Genomic DNA, 18693 nt, shown 5'->3' with positions numbered 1-18693 from the left:
GCTAATATTTATTTATCATAGCTTTAGGCAGGCCTTTGCTTCTTAAAAAACATTTATATAGAAATGGGATGGAAATAAACTTAGAAAACAGTCTATTCTTTAAGAAAAACATAAAATGGCTCATAGGTTTACGCTTTGAAAAACCTGAATGAGTAACCTGCTGTGTATTTTTTACCGGATAATCGGTTTCCATCCAATCTTCAAGAGTATTCCCCATATGGTAGGCATAGTTATCTTGAGTTGTTAATCGCCAATAATCTTTTTTAAGTGATGATTTATCAAGATAAGCTTCGCTTAGCCCTCCTAATTTATAACCTAAATAAGATTTCACCTCATCAAACATATCTTTTTTATAAGTTGCTACAAAATGCCCAGAACCAACTAAAACCTTAAAATCCTCACTCAAGTCAAGTCCTAAATTATATTTTAAATAATCTTGATTATAATCATTAGCCCAACCAATACTTTTGTAAAACAAGGCTAAGGCATCTGGATTTTTTACTGGTAAAAATTTTAGTTTTTTACTAAAAAAAGTATCAAAAAGTACATTACCACAATTGGCTTCAAACATTTTAAATTGAGGTACAATACCTACCACTCCTGCCTTTGGTACATTTTCAAAGATCTTTACCGTTTCTTGTTGCCAATTAGGAAGAAACAGTACATCGGCATCAGAAATTGTTACTAACTCTATCCTATTACCTACCACCCCCTTTAGAATAGCATTAAGCTTACCTATACATATTGTATGAATAAGCTCATGAATTAAATCTTGATGAAATAAACTATTTAAGAAGTTCTTTACCTCTTCACAGCTCCCGTTATTAACCACAGTTATATATGTGTTTTTATGAGATGTTTTAAACAAAGATTCTAAACTATATTCTAGAATTTTAAAACTATCTTTAAAATAGCCTTCAAAATGGGGAATATGCACCGGCATTATAACCTGATGCGTATATTCAACCTGGTCTATTTCTTTATCTTTATTAGGGTTAAAACCTACTCGCATATTTACAATACATTATTTAAGACGTCTAAATAATTTGATTTCAGAATCGATAGCGAATAATTTTCTAGATACCTACCTCTATTTGTTTTAGAAATCTGTAATACTTCAAGACTTGTCAAGTTTTTCACCCTTTTCAATTGTCTAGTAAGACTATCTACATCTTGTTCGAACCAAAAGGCATTAGTTTCTATTAATCGATCAGGCATCGCTCCAACTTTTGTGGATATTATAATTTTTCCACCTGCCATAGCCTCGATACCAACCAATGGCCCTGTTTCCTCTTTTGATGCAATGACAACAGCATCCGCAATATGAAAATACGTTTTTAAACTTTGATAGTTAACAAATCCAGTAAAAATAATAAAATCATTATTTCGTGATAACTCTTTTAAATTTAACAACTCACTTCCTGCCCCAATTATATATAAAAGATCTCCTTTCTCTTTAACTTTAAGAAATGCTCTAATTATAATATCTATGTTTTTTTCCTTTTCTATTCTACCTAAAACTAAATACTTTTTTACTTTTTTACTGATCAACGGAATTTTTAAAAGTTCTTTTTCATTAAATGCACATTGATCTATAACTTTATATGGAAGGTTCATTTGTGAATTTAAATTAAAAGCATTTTTCTTTGAGTGATGAATAAATTGAGTTACTAATTCTAAATAATTAGATTGACTTAAGTTTATTGATTTAATGGTTCCTGTCGTTCTGAAAAAAACAGGAATTTTTAATTTATTAGCAGATATAATAATCGTTTTAACATAATTTGAGGTTAACTGAGCACAAATTATCACAACATCTGAGTTTTGCACCATTTGTTCAAGCTCCCTTTTTACTAATTTATTAAGATTAAAATACTTTTTATTAACTTTATTTGAAAGATATAATAAAGGAGAACCTTTTACATTATTTTTTAACCATGAAAAATATGTAAAAAGCTTAATCAAAAAGTTTCTATCAAAAACCAATGCCTTAAGGGAAACCACTTGTTTCCTATTAACAAAATTAAACACTTGAGAATCATTAGATATTACACCTGTTGAACAAATAAGAATCTCTGCGTTATTTTTTAGAGAGTCTGCAATAAACCCAGCCTCCAATTCTCTTCCTCCAAAATCACCTATAGGCCCTATGATTAAAATTTTTTTCAAAACAACATACGTTTTATACGATTCACTAAAGAATTATATCTGAATTGCTTTTTAAAAAAATATAAATGCTTTAAAATTAAATTATAATATTTCTCATTCAACTTCAAATAACAATAATCCTTTCCATTAGTAATATAATCCTCAAAATATTTTAAATCCTTTATTCGCAAGTATTGCTCAATAAGTTTCCAACTAATAATTAAATGTTTTGCCTTTAATAGGCTATCTATGGAACTTGTATTTCCCCCTTTATTATTACGATACAATACAATAGTATTTTCAACAAAAGCAATTTTTTTAGAAACAATTAATAATCTACAAAAAAACTCACCATCTTGATTTATTTTTAAATCTTCATTCCATAAACCAGACTTAAATATATTAGTCTTTTTTATTAAAAATACGTGGGATGGAAAAAACTCTGAAAAACTTCCATAGTCTTTAATAAGCTCTATACCCATATTATAGTCCTTATAAATATTTAAGCTTAATTTTAAATCTAAACTATTAAAACCCTGCCCTCTCCCCCATTTACATGTGGAAATATCAGCTGATTTTTCAATTAAATAACAAATTTGATTTTCTATTTTATTACTTGAAAACAAGTCATCACTATCTAACCAATTCACATACTCACCCTTACTAAGCTCAAACCCATAATTACGAGCCGCATTTCCGCCTGGTAATCGGTCTTTTGGCCTGTGATGATACTGAAACCGGGCATCCTTTTCACAGTAGGATTTCATTACCGCACCAGTACCATCTGTACTCCCATCATCTACTACAATACACTCCCAATTCGTGTAGGTTTGTGCTAACACCGAATCTAAAGTTTCACCAATTAAGTGAGCGCGGTTGAAAGTTGGGATTATTATTGAAACTAAGGGCGTTTTCATGAAAATAGATATGAGAGCAAATATAAATTAATTTTCAAGAGACTTAGAAGAATCATTATAGAATTCAACGTTTTCAACCAACAGCATCATAATATTAATACAATTTTAAATACCCTTTATTTGTTTGTTTTAAATTAAAATTTGAATTAATATGCTCAATAGCATTGTTGCTCACGACGCTTAACACCTTAGGGTTATTATAAAGTTCTTCTATTTTCTTTGAAATCCCTTCAACATCTCGATCATTAACAACGAACCCTGTTTGTTTATCCACTAATGTATCCACGACACCTCCAGAATTAAAAGCAATTACGGGTAACCCCATAGCCTGCGCTTCTAGGGACACCACACCAAAAGCTTCACGCCTACCACTTTTATCGTGAGTGGACGGCATAATAAACACATCATGATCCTCCAACAAATGCTTTATTTCCTGTTGACTTTTAGCTCCGGTGAAGGATATGTAATCCTCTATATTTAATTCCTTCGCTAATTGCTTTAAGAGCACTAAATCTGTACCATCACCAACAATTGTGTAATGTAAGTTCAATCCTTTTTCAATTAAGTTTTTCACTGCTTTAATACCGTATCGTTGCCCTTTTAAAGGAATCAAACGACCTACAGTAATGAGTTTTAATCCAGGTCCTTGGTTAATGACTTTCGGCTTCGATCTCCTAAAAAAACTTACATCAACACCTATAGGAACTATGGATATTAACACTTCAGGAAAACCTTTGTTTAACAAAACGTTTTTAAGGTAAATTGAGTTTACTGTAATGTGGTCAACGTACTTTTTATAATTATTTGTTAACTCGTTTAACATTTCACCATGTGGTAAATAGTGAGCATCATAACCATGAAAGGTTACAATTATTTTACCTTTTAGAAAACCAATTCTCTTTAATACTAAAAGTGGCTCTAAGGCAGTCGCAAAATGCACATGAAATGTATTAGTTTCCGCTCTGTATTTTTTATAAAAATTTAGATAAAACACATAATCTAAGCTACGTTTTTTACAGGACTGATAGAATTTTAAATAGAAAAATAAATAAACAGGATGTAAGCAAAGCTTAAGAAAAGCATTCATGCGCCTAGATTTATCTTTAGGTTGCTCAAAAACCAAGGTTTTATCGAGTAACCTATATTTATTTATAAGGTCTAATTGTGAACTTTGGCGTAAAGAGTTTAGTATATCGGTTACCACCATCACGTCATTTCTACTTTCAATCGCCTCTATTATAGAGTTAACAACAAAAGTCTCGGAGACTTGAGGGAAAGCGTTTAATTTAAAAATTAAATTTTGTTTATTTAACCCCAATCTTCTTTAACTTTAAAACTGTTTTAAACAAAAACTCATATAGAGGCAAACCATAATATAAGCCAAAAGCTGTAATAAATGACCATCTATTTTTATTACGACTTAAAAAAAAGTCTCCTTTTATTCTATCAAATGATTTCGCTGCTCTTTTAGCTAATTTAGGATAATCTTTTTTGATTATTAAATATTGAGTATAGTACAGTCTTCTAGGGTAAGTTAGTAAAACAGGGTTCATTGTTTTTTGCAACAACTCTTCTATTATTTGGTAACTGTTATAGGCTGAATTAATTTTATCTACAGAATTTAAATTACTTAAACTAATGGTAGGTAACACTCTGTAATAGCTTAAAATTTGATTGATACAAATTACCTTTTTGGCATTGTACAATACTCTAGAAAAATACTCCCCATCATCATTGTTGGTAATCTCAATATTCCAATTACCAGCTTTTTCAATCAAGCTTTTATGTGTTAACCAACAAAAAACGGGCATAAACCAATTTTGCATTCCAAAACTAATCATCATTTCTTTACCCGTGCAAATTTTAGGAAAATTTATATCCTTAAACTTAAAAGTACTATGCCTATTAATATCCGTTGAAAAGTGTGCCCAAGTAGTATATGATAGGTCTGCGTTTTCAAGTAACATGTTTTCAACTTGCAATTCAATTTTATTTGGGTGCAGTATATCATCGGCATCTAAAAATTGAATGTACTCCCCTTTGGACTTAGACAAACCAATATTACGAGCGTTTGAAGCTCCTTGGTTTTTAATAGTATAACTGTGCACTCCCTTTTGCTGAAACTCATCAAACAATGCTTTTGTTGTATCTGTAGAACCATCATCTATAACAATAATTTCAATGTTTTTATAGGTTTGCTGTAGGGCACTTTCAACCGTTTCTGGCAATAAATCAACAGCGTTATAGGTAGGGATTATAATGCTAACTAAAGGTATGTTCATACTAACGTTTTTTAACTATTTTAGTATAAATGCGCTTTATTTTAAGCATTCTAAGGATCCATTTATTGTTTTTAAACTTAGTATAATCAGTGTTCAACTGATTATAGTCTTTCAATAAGTTTAAAAAATGTGAATCAAAATTAGTTTCCAAATACCGCTTTCTATCTTTAACCCTTAATTCAATACTGCCACTCACACCATTAGTGTCATAAACAGGAATTTCTAAATCAATATGGCGCGAACTAGCGTTTTTAAATATAATAGCATTGTTGGTAAATACCCAATCTGAACAAATTTTATATGTACAATCATAACGACTCCCATCATCAAATAATCGTTTATTATAAAATATAGTTTGATGATTGATTGTATTTGTTAAACACTTAGCGATACTATTAATTGACTCAGCCATCTTTTTTAAAACCAATTCGCCATTAATAACTATTAACGTATTACCATAAACAAGATCTTCGACAGGGTTAAATGCTATAAATTTTTTCAAAACAAATTGATCTACCAAATAATCCCCACTATTCAAAAACAACACATAATCTCCAGTAACTTGATCTATCCCCTTATTCATGGCATTATAAATTCCAGAATCAGGTTCACTTACCCAGTAGGCCAAATCGTCTTCATGACTTTTTATATAGTCTTTGCTTCCATCTGTACTACCACCATCAATTACAATGTATTCTACATCTTTAAAAGTTTGAGATAATACACTTGTCATGGTTTTTTTTAAACCTTCTAAGTCATTATAGTTAATAGTGATTATTGAAATTAACATATATTATCTCAAATTTAAAATTAAGACCATTTTTCTTTAAATTGTTTTATCTCTTCCAAAGTATAAAAATGAGAGATATATTTATGAGTATAAAGCGTGCTTAATTCTTCTTTTGGAAATTTAATCGTTTGTTGTAATTCTTTATAAATATTTGAAATTTCTTTTTGTGATGATTGGTTGGAATTACCACTTAATTTCAAATTTAAATCAAAAAACTCCTTCATAGCACCACTATAGCATTCATTTAACTTTTCGAGTTTAATAATTAACACTTCAAAGTCGTCATGATGATATATAGAAAACCCTCTATCCTTATCAAAAGGTTTAGAATAAACATCAAAGCCCGTATAATTTAAAAATTCAGTATCAAACCAATTTAAGGTATAATCATAATTAAGTTTTTGTAAATAGCTGTTTTTCAAACTATCTAATGATTCTGATAAAATATCTCCTTCTATAAAATCTTTTGGATTTTGCATGAAATTTGAAATTTCACGAGAAACAGGTTCTCTTACAAGAGCTATAATATACTTTTTTTTATCTGAGTTTTTATCTAAATAGGAAAACACCTTTTTTGCTGCCTTATAATTAGATTCATAATGATTTCCTTCTTTTAATTTTACATTTAGCCACTCATTGGATAAAAAATGAGTATGAAAAATATTTTTCCACGGACTAATTTTTTTAAGCTCTTCATAAATAGTAGAAGAACCTACTTTGCCCAACGTATGTACTATTATCGTTTTATTTTTTAACTTATGGTAGTAACAAGTACGGTATATGATACTAATTTTTTTGTTTATTTTAGATATTATTCTTTTCATCAAGCTGCTTTTTACTTAGGCGTCTATACGTTTTGGTAATTAAATATAAATCAGTATGAATTTTCAAAAACGTTCCTAATGCCAATTGACAATGTGTACTCCAACTTTTATCATTTCTTATATAGCACTTTATAGCTTTCTTTATATAACTTCCTCTATTTTTTAATGTTAAACTATTTACTTTTTTAAAAATACCATTATAAAAAAACCAATTATAAAGATTTAATAAAGGTTGTGCTTGTTTATGCCCTTCCAGTAATTTTATCAAATACTCATCGGTAAGTCTATTTTTTGTAATATAATGTTTAAACCGTAAAGACTCTAAATACCATAATTTATAGTCCATTAATAGTACCCATTTACATATTTCACTATCACCACCAGAGGACAATTCACTTCCAACCCTATCTGTTAATAATGATTCAAAGTTGATATCGTATAATCTTTGTAATATACTACTTCTAATAACCAGACCAGCCCCCCAAACATAACCTCTTTTTGTAATATCGCCATCCTGACCCCCTTGTACACCTACCGCATAATTAAGTTTTTCTTTGTGCCACCAATTTGGTTCTTCTATTTCTAAAACACCTTCAGATTGTCCTCCTAATGCGCCCACTTTGGGGTTACTATTCATAAAACCATAAGCTATTTGTAAATAATCTACTTGTAACCAATTATCATCGTCACAAAATATAATAATACCACCTTTACTAGCTAAAACCCCTGTTTTTCTTGCATAAGATAAACCTGGTTTCTCTTCTTTAATAATATTTAAACAAACCGTTGTTTTAAACTGACTCCATAAATCTCTTGCTACTTGGGCTGTTTGATCACATGAATTATTGTCTACTAAAATAACTTCATACACAAAACCATCTTTAACGTCTTGTTTTACCAAATGAGTTAAGGTCTCTTTTAATAATTTTTCACTATTGTAACAACAAACTATTACTGAAATATGAACCATGTTAGTATAAAAAATTATTGACTTGTGTTGTACGAAAGAAAAAGGCTTAATTTATTATAAGAAGTAACTAACTTCTATAAATGATATTATATAACTCTTCTCCAGCATCTTTATGATACCTTTTCATTATCATGTTATGAGCTACTTGTCCCATCTCCTCCCATTTATCCATTGCATGCCATGCCTTTTCCATTGCGTCATCTAAATAATGTTTTAATGGTGCCTGAGCAATCCAACCGTTTATACCATCTTCAATAACTTCAGCAATTCCACCAACATCTGTCCCTACTGATACTCGACCACTAATTTGTGCTTCCACTAACGACAAAGGTGTTCCTTCGCTTATCGATGGTAAAATCAAAACATGATTTAAATCCCAAATCTCTTTAACAGATTTATAATGCCCACGAATAAAAATTTTATTGTTTAAGCCATAAGCTGTAATCAAACTATTAAGGTATTCATAATCTGGTCCATCACCATACAAATTACATTCCCATTCCCTTAACTTCCATTTTTCTTGACTTAAAACTTCTATTAATACATCTTGCCCTTTAAACTTACAATCTAACCTAGCAACCACTCCAAAACTTGGTGTTTTCTTTTTAGGATATTCAACTACAACTTTATTATTTAAGTTTACAGGGTTATTTACTAAAAGAAAATTATCACCATTAGAATTTAAATACCTTTTAGTAAGCTCAAGAGAACGGTTAGAAACAAAAAAGAACTTCTCAATTCTATTTAATGAATTTCTTGCAATCTTTCTCATATTATCATTTGGTATTCCTGTATCTGATAAATGCTCACTGATTAAATAAATTGGTTTATTAGTTTTTAATAAATTTTGAAATAAAACATTACCAAAAGCCGAGAAAGTATCACCTTGACTCACCAAAACCTTGTCAATCTCTGACAAATTTATATTCCCAAAACCAGTATCATTTGTATTAGAGCTTTTACTAATAAGTCTTTTAACAATACCTTTCTTTTTGGGTTGATTATCATTAAAATAGTGAATTTTGGCACCTTTCAATCTTAACTTTGTAATATTCACATGATCGTTTGGCCATTTCTTTATCAAAATATCTACACAAGTACCTTCTGACAATGAATGAATTGCTGTTTTAAACCATAATTCTTCACTTCCACCCCATGGACAACCTTGCATCAAAGAAATAATTAATAAACTCTTATTTTTTTTCATAAACGACTAATAAACTATCTCCTTTTACTAAACTTCTTTTAAAAAAAACCTTTTTAAGTTTATTAAAAATTTTTTTATTAATACTTAAATTTTTTAATATTTCAGTATTCAACTCATTTCTTCCTACATGAATTGGCTCCTCTTTTATACAAACGGACTCTAAATTTGAGTAATGATCTGCTACACTCTTTAAAGACTTTTTATCCCAAAGCCCCATATGATGAGGTGGCATATTAAGCGCTAATGTTTGTAATTGGTTAATAAATCTAACATTACTTTTTGGAAGTGTTTTTTTTTGATTGAAAAAAAACGCATCATTATTAGGCACGGCAAAAATCAATAATCCTTTTGGTTTTAACAAGCTCATACAATGAGTTAAAAACAAATCAATATCCCATATATGTTCAAGTAATTGAAAAGCACAAACAACATCAAATTTCTCAATCACTTCTTTAGAGTATTCTTCAACTAATTTGTTTAATACGTTAATATCATTCTCATTTGCATAAGCCATAGCTTCTTTATTCAGTTCCAAGCCTACGGTTTTAATATTTCTATTTTTTAAATGATCTAGAAAATGCCCTCTACCACAACCTACTTCTAAGACTCTCTGTCCTTCCTTAATAAATGAATTAGCTTCTTCATATTCCCATTTCCATTTCTGATAATACCAATTATTATCCAATTCTAATTTCTTATAAAAGGACTCTTGTCCTGCTATATTAAAAGGATAATAAAATTTATAACCTGTATCAACACACTGATATAAATAAATGTATTCAAGCCCGTTAAAGTATTCTTCTATAGACACACCCAATCCTTCTGAGTATAAAAAACTCAAATAACTTATTGGAAGTTTTTTTAATAATTTTGTACTTCCTGATGTTATAGGAGACTTAACTTTCATGCATTTATTTTTTCATTAAATAATTGTTGTACATGTTTATATGCTGCTGCGTCTATTGAAAAAGATTCACTTGATTTTAGTTGAATTGAAAAATCATAACTTTCGTCAAAAAAATCATGATTTACACCCAAAAAAACAAGTACCTCATTTAATACTTCTATTGTGTTTTCCGTATATCTCTCAAAATCAATTTCGAATATATTTTCTTTAGGAAAATGCAATAAAAATCGATTCATTTGATGCTCATAGTTCCCTCGTGATATAAGACTAGGTTCATATATAAAATCATTATTTATTTGATCAAGCAATTTGATTTCTTCTTCAACTAAATTCACAAATTCAGGAAATGGTTTTCTATTTAATAATTCAATCATTTTAGATTGTAAAACACTATTATGCATTTTAACTTTTTTCAAATAACTTTTTGACCACAGTTTACCCTCACTTAAAGCCCTATACATTTTATAAGCCGACACTGCTCGTTTAAAAGGGTCTCTTTTTATTATAATAAATTTAGAATTAGAATTATATTTTTTAATCCTTTCTGCACAATATGGTATGTACAAATATTCTGTTGAGGAATCAAATTTTAATAACCAATTTGGTTTTAGGTTTAACTCAAAACATTTATGATACCATTTGACACCCTTTTCATAATACCCATCGAAACTAAAAAAATCAGTCTCTTTTGGTTGTGAACCAACTAATAAAGGGTGTTGATCTAGGTAATAGTGTAATGAAGTAGTACCACATTTTTGTGCACCTAATATAAATAAACCAACTTTATCTCTTTTCTTATTTTTAAAAATATTTAATAAACTCATATTTTTTCTTTTAAATAAAGTGGTGCAAAAACTAATCTTTCAGCACCGGTGACTTGAAAGCTTCTATAGTTTACATAATTAGAAACTACAAGTGCTTTTTTATTATCTAAATCATCAAAACGAACTGTTATAAAATAATTACTTATAGACAGAAAACTATCACCGAAATCAAAAATGAATTTTTGACCTTTTATTGATTTAATACTAATATATCTAGATTCAAATAGCGCAACATTAATTTGAGCCATATTATAAACAAGTATGGAAACTTTCACTTTTGGGTAATCATTTAATGAATCTATATTTATTTCAAAAATTGATTTTTTACCATATTCTATAATACCTTCTAGACGTGGGTTTTCTGAATGTATTTTTACATTATTAAGGATTATATTTTCTTCACCAAAATTTAAAGCCCCCAACAATTTTTGATTATCAAAATACGATTGAACCCCAAAACCTACGTCATTTGTTTTTAATAGCATCTTACCTTTGTCCATCAAAATAATATTATCACATATCCTAGAGATAAATGGCATACTATGACTCACAAAAATCACAGCAGATGTTTTTAATATTTGACTAATAGCATTAAAAGATTTCATAGCAAACCCAATATCTCCAACAGCCAATACCTCATCAATAATCAATACATCAGGCTCCATTTGAGCAGCTACGGCAAAACCCAAACGCACTTTCATTCCTGAGCTGTAGTTTTGCACAGGCATATCGATAAACTCTCGAATTTCAGAAAAATCGATTATGGCTTCAACCTTCTCGTCAATTTCTTTTTTACTAAACCCTAAAACCGCACCGTTATTATAAATATTTTCACGTCCGCTTAGAATGGGGTTAAATCCGGCCCCTAGTTCAATTAATGCACCAACGCGACCTCTTATAGTCACTTTTCCTTCATCTGGATTTATTAAGCCATTTAGTATTTTAAGTAAAGTGGATTTTCCTGCACCATTATGACCTATTAACCCTAAACATTCACCACGCCTTAATTCAAAATTAATATCCTTTACGGCCCAAAATTCCTTATCGCGTAATTGACGCACGTTTTTATTTCCAAAAACATTAGCGGTTAAGTCTTTCACACCATACCATAGACTCGTTTTTAAATCCTTACAGAATTTTTTACTAAGCCCTTCTACTTTAACAAGAACCTCACTATTTGTATGTATGTTTTTTTCTTCTTTCATTTTTTTTATAACGTGAAACGTTAGACGTGAAACGTGCTCATTAGCCTGAATAGGCGTGAAACGATTTCCGTGAGACGTAAATTTCGTTTCACGTCTCACGATTGACGCTTCACGTTTCACCTCTCACCACACTACGCATTAGATCGTTCTACTAAAATAGGAATCGATATGCGGTAAAATACCAAAGCTACTGAAAACAACAGCGCACTTACGGCAAATAGTATTAAAAAATAGTTTAAAAAAGCAGGTGGATTACCTAATATCAAATCTCTAGAGGTTAAAATTAGCGGCGTTAAAGGATTAAGTTCCATAATGGTTTTCATTAATCCTTCTTTAGGAATAACATAAACCACTGGTGTAACATACATTAAAAAACTAAGGCCGACACTAATAATTTTACCCACATCATTATATAGCATACCTATAGGTGTTAAAAATAAGCCTATGGTGGTTCCAAATAAAATGGCCATTAAAATAGCCAATGGAAAAAATAATTGCGACACATGAAAACCTACTCCATAAAAAAACACAAAAAACAATAACAAAAGGGTTTTTATACAGGTGTTAAACAGAAGTTTATAGACCCCCGATAAAACTAAAGCTTCTTTGGGGAAGTTAATTTTAGACATGATCCCTTTAGCACTTTTTGTACTTGCTGTAGGTGCGTTTATGGACTCTGTAATGATGGACCAAATTAAGGTGCCGGTAAAGGCAAAAACGGGATATGGTGCTCCAGTTTCAGTAAGTGTGACTGTACCCGATCGTGATAAAAACACCCAAACTAAAGCCGTAAACATAGGGGTTATAAAGGCCCACAAAATTCCAAAAAAACTTTGTCTGTATTGCGCCTTAATATCTCGTACTGCCAGTTGTTTTGCTAAAAACCGAGAACTAAGCATATCTTTAAAACTGGCCTTAAACAAGTGACCTAATTTTAAGTGGTTTTCCTTTTGATATATTCTAGTTTCTAATGGCATTATTTTTTACAATTGATGGGTTCGTTTTTTATGAGCTTCTGAAAGCAGTTCAGTGTGACGATAGGTTCGAGGCTAACTATTATAACTCTAAAACAAAATCAGAATAACAACAATAATGAGATACCGAATCAAGTTCGGCATGACGCTACGTGTTAAGTACCTAACTCAAGTTCCCGCCGTCACCCCTAAAAACTAAGCCCTTTTATTCTTATTAAAAAAACCTTTTATCTTATTAAAAACACCCTTTTTCTTTTTATCATCTTCATGATACCCATTGGCATAATTTCCGTATCCATAGCCGTAGCCGTAGCCATAGCCATAACCATAGCCGTATTTGGCTTTTTGGTCGTAACCATTATATACAAAACTGAGGTTTTTTATTTGTTTCGAAAGGTACTTTTCATTAATAAAATTAAGCATCCCCTTTTTAGTATAATCTTGGCGTACCACGTAAATGGAAGCATCTACAAAATCCAAAAGCTCTAGGGCATCGGCTACTAGACCTACTGGCGGTGTATCCAATACAATGTATTCGTACTCTTTTTTCAGTTCGGTGATTAAGGTTTTCATGTTTTCCCCAATCAATAATTCTGAAGGGTTTGGCGGAATAGGTCCAGACACAATCAAATCTAAATGCTCAATACCACTTTTTTGAACCACTTCTTCCAATGTCGATTGTCCGATTAAGTAATTCACCACCCCTAAATCATTCTTAATCTTAAAATCACCAAAAATCTTTGGCTTTCTAAGGTCTAAACCTAATAAAATGGTTTTCTTTCCGCTTAAAGCGAAAACTGTCGCCATATTAATGGAACAAAACGTTTTACCTTCACCACTAACCGAAGAGGTAATCATTAAGGTTTTTGTACCGTCAAAATCTTTGGTCTTATAATAGTACTGTAAATTACTTCGAATGGCCCTAAAGGATTCTGCTACGGCTGATTTTGGCTTTCGGTGTACCACCAAATTATCGTCTAAGGCGTTCTTACCGATAACTCCCAACAACGGAATGGTAGATAACTTTTCAATATCTAACGGACTATGAATATTATTATCTAAAAAGGTTAAAATAAAGGCGATAATTAAGGGCACCAACAAAGCTGCAAAAAAGGCAAAAACGTAACGCACGTTTAGGTTTCGCCCCAAAACTGTTGCGCCTGTATTTTTAGCTCGATCTACGACCAAAATATCAGAAACATTGGAGGCTTTTATAATTTCGGCCTCCCCTCGTTTTGCTAAAAACACGTTGAATGATTTCTCGCTTAAGGTGTATTGACGTTGAATGGTTAGTAACTTTTGCTGGTCTTCTGGCAGTTTACTAAATTGTAATTGTAATTTGTTTAAGTTGCCGTATGCCCCCTCCAATTCTCGTCTTAGCACACTGGTTACCGAACTGATGTTTTCTAGAAGTACATTTTTTAAACCTTCTATTTGTCGGTTTAAATCATTAAAAATAGAAGCATCATTTTTAACCGAGTATTGTAATTTCGATTTTTGTACTGAAAGCTCATTAATTTTAGAAACATTAGATAGAATATTCGGATCAGTCACCCCAGCAATTGAAGGTGCCGGAACATCGGTAAAGGAATTACTAGTTTGCAAGTAATTTTTAAGATTGGCATAATAATCCAACTGTTTGTTTATGGCTTCCTTTTCTTCCTCGTACTTGGATAGTTTTTCATTCAATAGCGAGCCATCACTATCGAGTTGATAAATTTTATTTTCTTTTCTGTAGTCGTTTAGCTCTTCAACATTATCGGTCATTTCAACTTTAACACGTGCAATTTGATCGTCTATAAACTGAATGGCGTTGGTTACATATTGATTTTTTCTACTCAGCTCATCTTCACTTAAAACATCAACTACCGCATTTAAATAATCTACGATTTTGCCTTTATTTTTATCGACTAAGGTAATATCTAAAATTGAAGACGATTTCATATTAGAAACTCCTAACCGTGAATTATAACTGGCTACAACCCCATCAAAATTATTAAACTGGATAAAATATACCGATCCAGCACTGGCCTGCCTGTCTTCTGCTAACCTCACAACTCCTTTTAGAAAAGGTAAATTAATAGGTTCACCTAACTTAAATGGCTGTTTAAAAATGCCTAGTGGAACATCGACATGAGAAATTTCTTTGGTATTATAGTTTTGAACGGCCGCTGTAACCCCTGTAAACTCTACTTGCAACTCAAAAGTTTCCTCATCTAGAAACTTTATTTGAATGGGTTTGTTTATGAGTTGTCCGAAACTATTGTCTTGATAAAACCGAAATGGTGCAGCCTTATAAATATCATGTTTTCTAAACCGACCTTCCTTTAGGTAGCTTTTATAAAACTCTAAGCGATCTACAACCTTTTCGTGATGCGACCTTGATTTTAAAGTCACAATCATAGTTTGCACCTTAGCGGTAACACCTCCCCAGTTAAAAGTTAAACTGGCATTAGAAGTAAAAAGTGGGTTGCTATCGTCTTCAATAGAAATTTTTGTTCCTAAACGGTATGAGAATTCCTCTCTAATGTTTTTTTGATACACAAAGAAGACACCTATAGCTAGAAGTAACACAAACAGTTTCCAGTAGCTTAAGGCTCTAAACAAGAACTTTTTTATATCAAAGCTTGCTGCTGATGATCCCGAATTCTCAAATTCTTCTGTCATAGTCTGGCTTTTATAAACTTTTGGTTAATACGTAAATAGAGGTTATCCCTGCTAAAATTGACAAAACGGTGGCAAAATTTTGCATCACTGTTTGTCCAGCACCTAAAACTTTACGTTTTAATGGTTTTACTAATATAATATCGTTTGGTTGAATGTAATAATAAGGGGAATTCATAGCCTTAATATCTGTTAAATCGATATGATGAATCCGTTGTCCGTCTGGATATTGCCTCACGATAAGTATATCTTTTCGGTTTCCTGTAAGACTAATATCACCGGCATTGGCAAGTGCATCAATAATATTGACCCGATCTTCAAAAATGGTATAAATCCCTGTACCGTTAACTTCACCGGTCACGGTATAAGTCACCCCTGGAAGTCTTACTGTTACAAACAACTCGGCAGTTTCTTTAAAATACTGTTCTAACAGTTCTTGCTTAACAATTTCTTCTATTTCGGTAGTGGTATAGCCTAAAACGGTAATTTCTCCTAAAATCGGAAACTTGATTTTACCGTGATCATCTACCGTAAAACCGTTGAAATATAAAGCAGACTGGCTCTGTTGAGTATTGGTACCATTAGTATTGGTTTGAACTGGATTGAATATTTTAGTAAGTTCTTCATCTAAAGCCTTTACATTGATACTCAACAGGTCGTTCACTTGAACTTTGTAGGGTTTTGGTAACTCTCGTAAAACAGGAATGCTGTCGCTGCCATCTTCGTTCTCTTGGAGATACACCACATCTTTATTTGTAATACAGGACACAAAAATGGTATTAATAATGACCAAAGTCACAAGTAGCCATTTCTTCATATTAGGGTTCGTTTTGTAAATCACAAATATAGCTTTTCGAAAGCAACCATGAAACTTATGGTGTTTTTTTTGTTGTTGTTGATTTAGGGGACTGTAAGCGTGTCACTAAGTCTTGCTGTTGAGCCCCTCTACCCCCCTCGAGGCGACTACAGCTGTGCATTAATTAAACCTTCATTTATATTACACCATTTAATTTTCCGTTATTTGCAAAAAAACAAATACACTTTGAATTATTTAACGGTTGAAAACATATCAAAATCTTACGGCGAACATGTGCTTTTTGAAGACATTTCATTTAGTGTGCATAAAGACCAGAAAATTGCCTTTGTGGCCAAAAACGGGACGGGAAAAACTTCCATCTTAAATATACTTTCTGGTGATGATCAAGCCGATTCTGGAAATGTCATATACCGAAAAGATATTAAGGTGTCCTTTTTATCACAAGACCCGAAATTTGATCCGAATTTAACGGTTGAAGAAACCATTTTTGCCAGTGACAGCCCCATATTGAAAGTCATTTCCAATTACGAAAAATCACTCCTAAACCCCGATGACACCGATGCATACCAAGCAGCTTTTGAAGCTATGGAACGCCATCAAGCTTGGGATTTTGAAACCTTATACAAGCAAATTCTTTTCAAACTGAAACTCGAAAAGCTTGACATGAAGGTGAGCGTGCTTTCGGGCGGACAAAAAAAACGTCTCGCTCTCGCCAATGCTTTAATTAACAAGCCAGACCTCTTAATTTTAGACGAACCTACCAATCATTTAGATTTAGAAATGATTGAATGGTTAGAAGCTTTTTTTGCCAAAGAAAACATCACCCTGTTTATGGTCACTCACGACCGCTATTTTTTAGAACGTGTTTGCAATGAAATCATTGAGCTTGACGAAGGCCAAATGTATAGTTATAAGGGCAACTATTCGTATTACCTTGAAAAACGCGAAGCACGCATTGAACGTGAAGCTGTTGAAACTGGTAAAGCCAAGCAACTGTTTAAAAAAGAGTTGGATTGGATGCGTCGCCAGCCCAAAGCACGAACTACAAAATCTAAATCGAGAATTGATGATTTTGCCGATATAAAACACCGAGCACACCAACGCAGAAACGACCACCAGGTTCAATTAGAACTTAATATGGAGCGTCTTGGTAGTAAAATATTAGAATTTCATAAGGTTGGCAAAGCCTTTAAGGATAAAGTCATTTTAGATGGCTTTGAATATAACTTTAAAAAAGGCGAACGTGTTGGTATTATAGGAAAAAATGGTACAGGAAAAACCACTTTTTTAAATATTTTAACCCAAACCATGGCGCCTGATGCTGGGAAGGTTATAAAAGGAGAAACCGTTAAATTTGGCTACTACACACAAAATGGAATCACCATTAAGCCTGAACAAAAAGTCATTGATGTGATTCGCGAATTTGGTGATTATATCCCCTTAAAAAAAGGCCGCCAAATTAGTGCACAACAGCTCTTAGAGCGTTTTCTTTTCAGCAGAAAAAAACAATATGATTTTGTAGAAAAACTGAGTGGTGGCGAACGCAAGCGTTTATACCTTTGTACGGTTTTAATTCAGAATCCGAACTTTTTAATTCTCGATGAACCTACCAACGACCTCGATATTGTTACGCTTAACGTTCTTGAAAGCTTCTTATTAGATTTTCCTGGCTGTATTATAGTGGTATCGCACGACCGTTATTTTATGGATAAAGTCGTTGATCACTTATTTGTTTTTAGAGGCGAAGGTGTGGTTGAAGATTTCCCTGGGAATTATACAGATTATCGTGTTTATGAAGATAGTCAACCGACTGTTTCTGAAGCTCAAACCGACAAAAAAGATCCGAAATCTGTAAAACAAAATGAAGCTTCTAAACTATCGTATAACGAGGAAAAAGAACTTAAAAACATTGAAAGCAAACTGAATTCTCTAGCGTACGACAAAAAAGAGCTGGAAAACAAGTTCCTCAACCCTGATTTAACTCAAGAACAAATTAACAAACTTTCTGATGACTTGCAGAAAATCATTGACACCATGGATGAAAAGGAAGAACGTTGGTTTGAGTTGTCAGCGAAGTTGGAAGGGTGATGACAAGCCGTTTTATTTGTCATGCAGAAGGAGGCACGACTGAAGCATCTACCTAACGTTTATTTGTTTAATCGTT

The 18693-nt window shown here is 31.9% G+C and carries 16 protein-coding genes; 1 reads left to right on the top strand and 15 read right to left on the bottom strand.

Going from position 1 to position 18693, the window contains the following annotated elements:
• Window position 1: 1 nt before the first annotated feature.
• The 15 genes from F6U93_RS11430 to F6U93_RS11360 all read right to left on the bottom strand — a co-directional run bounded on the left by F6U93_RS11430 (window position 2) and on the right by F6U93_RS11360 (window position 16529).
• The gene (locus tag F6U93_RS11430) at window positions 2-1012 is read right to left on the bottom strand and encodes a glycosyltransferase family A protein (protein WP_150939917.1); all 1011 of its coding nucleotides are present in this window, start codon (window positions 1010-1012) and stop codon (window positions 2-4) included.
• A gap of 2 nt (window positions 1013-1014) precedes the next feature.
• Complete coding sequence (locus F6U93_RS11425; RefSeq protein ID WP_150939915.1) at window positions 1015-2169, bottom strand: glycosyltransferase family 4 protein; 1155 nt, start codon at window positions 2167-2169, stop codon at window positions 1015-1017.
• The gene (locus F6U93_RS11420) at window positions 2166-3065 is read right to left on the bottom strand and encodes a glycosyltransferase family 2 protein (RefSeq protein ID WP_150939913.1); all 900 of its coding nucleotides are present in this window, start codon (window positions 3063-3065) and stop codon (window positions 2166-2168) included. The genes F6U93_RS11425 and F6U93_RS11420 overlap by 4 nt, the downstream gene beginning before the upstream one ends.
• Before the next feature lie 94 nt (window positions 3066-3159).
• On the bottom strand, window positions 3160-4383 hold the full coding sequence (locus tag F6U93_RS11415; RefSeq protein WP_150939911.1) for a glycosyltransferase: 1224 nt from the start codon (window positions 4381-4383) through the stop codon (window positions 3160-3162).
• Complete coding sequence (locus F6U93_RS11410) at window positions 4370-5347, bottom strand: glycosyltransferase family 2 protein (protein WP_150939909.1); 978 nt, start codon at window positions 5345-5347, stop codon at window positions 4370-4372. The genes F6U93_RS11415 and F6U93_RS11410 overlap by 14 nt, the downstream gene beginning before the upstream one ends.
• Window position 5348: 1 nt before the next feature.
• Window positions 5349-6137, bottom strand: coding sequence for a glycosyltransferase family 2 protein (locus F6U93_RS11405; RefSeq protein ID WP_150939907.1), 789 nt, complete (start codon window positions 6135-6137; stop codon window positions 5349-5351).
• A 20-nt stretch (window positions 6138-6157) separates the two neighbouring features.
• Complete coding sequence (locus F6U93_RS11400; protein ID WP_150939905.1) at window positions 6158-6961, bottom strand: putative capsular polysaccharide synthesis family protein; 804 nt, start codon at window positions 6959-6961, stop codon at window positions 6158-6160.
• Window positions 6942-7931, bottom strand: a complete 990-nt coding sequence (locus F6U93_RS11395) for a glycosyltransferase (protein ID WP_150939903.1) — start codon at window positions 7929-7931, stop codon at window positions 6942-6944. The genes F6U93_RS11400 and F6U93_RS11395 overlap by 20 nt, the downstream gene beginning before the upstream one ends.
• A 67-nt stretch (window positions 7932-7998) precedes the next feature.
• A complete protein-coding gene (locus F6U93_RS11390; RefSeq protein WP_150939901.1) occupies window positions 7999-9138 on the bottom strand; it encodes a glycosyltransferase in 1140 nt (379 codons plus the stop codon).
• A complete protein-coding gene (locus F6U93_RS11385; RefSeq protein ID WP_150939899.1) occupies window positions 9125-10045 on the bottom strand; it encodes a class I SAM-dependent methyltransferase in 921 nt (306 codons plus the stop codon). The genes F6U93_RS11390 and F6U93_RS11385 overlap by 14 nt, the downstream gene beginning before the upstream one ends.
• Window positions 10042-10869: a sulfotransferase family protein gene (locus tag F6U93_RS11380; RefSeq protein WP_150939897.1), complete on the bottom strand. Its 828-nt coding sequence runs from the start codon at window positions 10867-10869 to the stop codon at window positions 10042-10044. The genes F6U93_RS11385 and F6U93_RS11380 overlap by 4 nt, the downstream gene beginning before the upstream one ends.
• Window positions 10866-12074, bottom strand: a complete 1209-nt coding sequence (locus tag F6U93_RS11375) for an ABC transporter ATP-binding protein (RefSeq protein WP_150939895.1) — start codon at window positions 12072-12074, stop codon at window positions 10866-10868. Before F6U93_RS11375 ends, F6U93_RS11380 begins: the two co-directional genes overlap by 4 nt.
• 131 nt (window positions 12075-12205) lie before the next feature.
• The gene (locus F6U93_RS11370; protein ID WP_150939893.1) at window positions 12206-13051 is read right to left on the bottom strand and encodes an ABC transporter permease; all 846 of its coding nucleotides are present in this window, start codon (window positions 13049-13051) and stop codon (window positions 12206-12208) included.
• Window positions 13052-13243: 192 nt separating this feature from the next.
• Window positions 13244-15715, bottom strand: coding sequence for an exopolysaccharide transport family protein (locus tag F6U93_RS11365; protein ID WP_150939891.1), 2472 nt, complete (start codon window positions 15713-15715; stop codon window positions 13244-13246).
• A gap of 10 nt (window positions 15716-15725) precedes the next feature.
• The gene (locus F6U93_RS11360; protein ID WP_150939889.1) at window positions 15726-16529 is read right to left on the bottom strand and encodes a polysaccharide biosynthesis/export family protein; all 804 of its coding nucleotides are present in this window, start codon (window positions 16527-16529) and stop codon (window positions 15726-15728) included.
• Window positions 16530-16754: 225 nt separating this feature from the next.
• Here F6U93_RS11360 and F6U93_RS11355 point away from each other — a divergent pair, with 225 nt between their 5' ends.
• Window positions 16755-18617, top strand: coding sequence for an ABC-F family ATP-binding cassette domain-containing protein (locus F6U93_RS11355; RefSeq protein WP_150939887.1), 1863 nt, complete (start codon window positions 16755-16757; stop codon window positions 18615-18617).
• Window positions 18618-18693: the final 76 nt, after the last annotated feature.

This window comes from Pseudotamlana haliotis (assembly GCF_008806375.1).
Classification (GTDB): Bacteria; Bacteroidota; Bacteroidia; order Flavobacteriales; family Flavobacteriaceae; genus Pseudotamlana; species Pseudotamlana haliotis.
Note: the sequence above shows the minus strand (reverse complement) of the source record. Positions and strands in the feature narration are given on the sequence as shown.

What these genes read in the sequence shown, in the direction of transcription:
- F6U93_RS11430 (WP_150939917.1), bottom strand. Translation starts at nt 1,012, where the DNA reads ATGCGAGTAGGTTTTAACCCTAATAAAGATAAAGAAATAGACCAGGTT.
- F6U93_RS11420 (WP_150939913.1), bottom strand. Translation starts at nt 3,065, where the DNA reads ATGAAAACGCCCTTAGTTTCAATAATAATCCCAACTTTCAACCGCGCT.
- F6U93_RS11410 (WP_150939909.1), bottom strand. Translation starts at nt 5,347, where the DNA reads ATGAACATACCTTTAGTTAGCATTATAATCCCTACCTATAACGCTGTT.
- F6U93_RS11405 (WP_150939907.1), bottom strand. Translation starts at nt 6,137, where the DNA reads ATGTTAATTTCAATAATCACTATTAACTATAATGACTTAGAAGGTTTA.
- F6U93_RS11400 (WP_150939905.1), bottom strand. Translation starts at nt 6,961, where the DNA reads ATGAAAAGAATAATATCTAAAATAAACAAAAAAATTAGTATCATATAC.
- F6U93_RS11395 (WP_150939903.1), bottom strand. Translation starts at nt 7,931, where the DNA reads ATGGTTCATATTTCAGTAATAGTTTGTTGTTACAATAGTGAAAAATTA.
- F6U93_RS11390 (WP_150939901.1), bottom strand. Translation starts at nt 9,138, where the DNA reads ATGAAAAAAAATAAGAGTTTATTAATTATTTCTTTGATGCAAGGTTGT.
- F6U93_RS11385 (WP_150939899.1), bottom strand. Translation starts at nt 10,045, where the DNA reads ATGAAAGTTAAGTCTCCTATAACATCAGGAAGTACAAAATTATTAAAA.
- F6U93_RS11380 (WP_150939897.1), bottom strand. Translation starts at nt 10,869, where the DNA reads ATGAGTTTATTAAATATTTTTAAAAATAAGAAAAGAGATAAAGTTGGT.
- F6U93_RS11375 (WP_150939895.1), bottom strand. Translation starts at nt 12,074, where the DNA reads ATGAAAGAAGAAAAAAACATACATACAAATAGTGAGGTTCTTGTTAAA.
- F6U93_RS11370 (WP_150939893.1), bottom strand. Translation starts at nt 13,051, where the DNA reads ATGCCATTAGAAACTAGAATATATCAAAAGGAAAACCACTTAAAATTA.
- F6U93_RS11365 (WP_150939891.1), bottom strand. Translation starts at nt 15,715, where the DNA reads ATGACAGAAGAATTTGAGAATTCGGGATCATCAGCAGCAAGCTTTGAT.
- F6U93_RS11360 (WP_150939889.1), bottom strand. Translation starts at nt 16,529, where the DNA reads ATGAAGAAATGGCTACTTGTGACTTTGGTCATTATTAATACCATTTTT.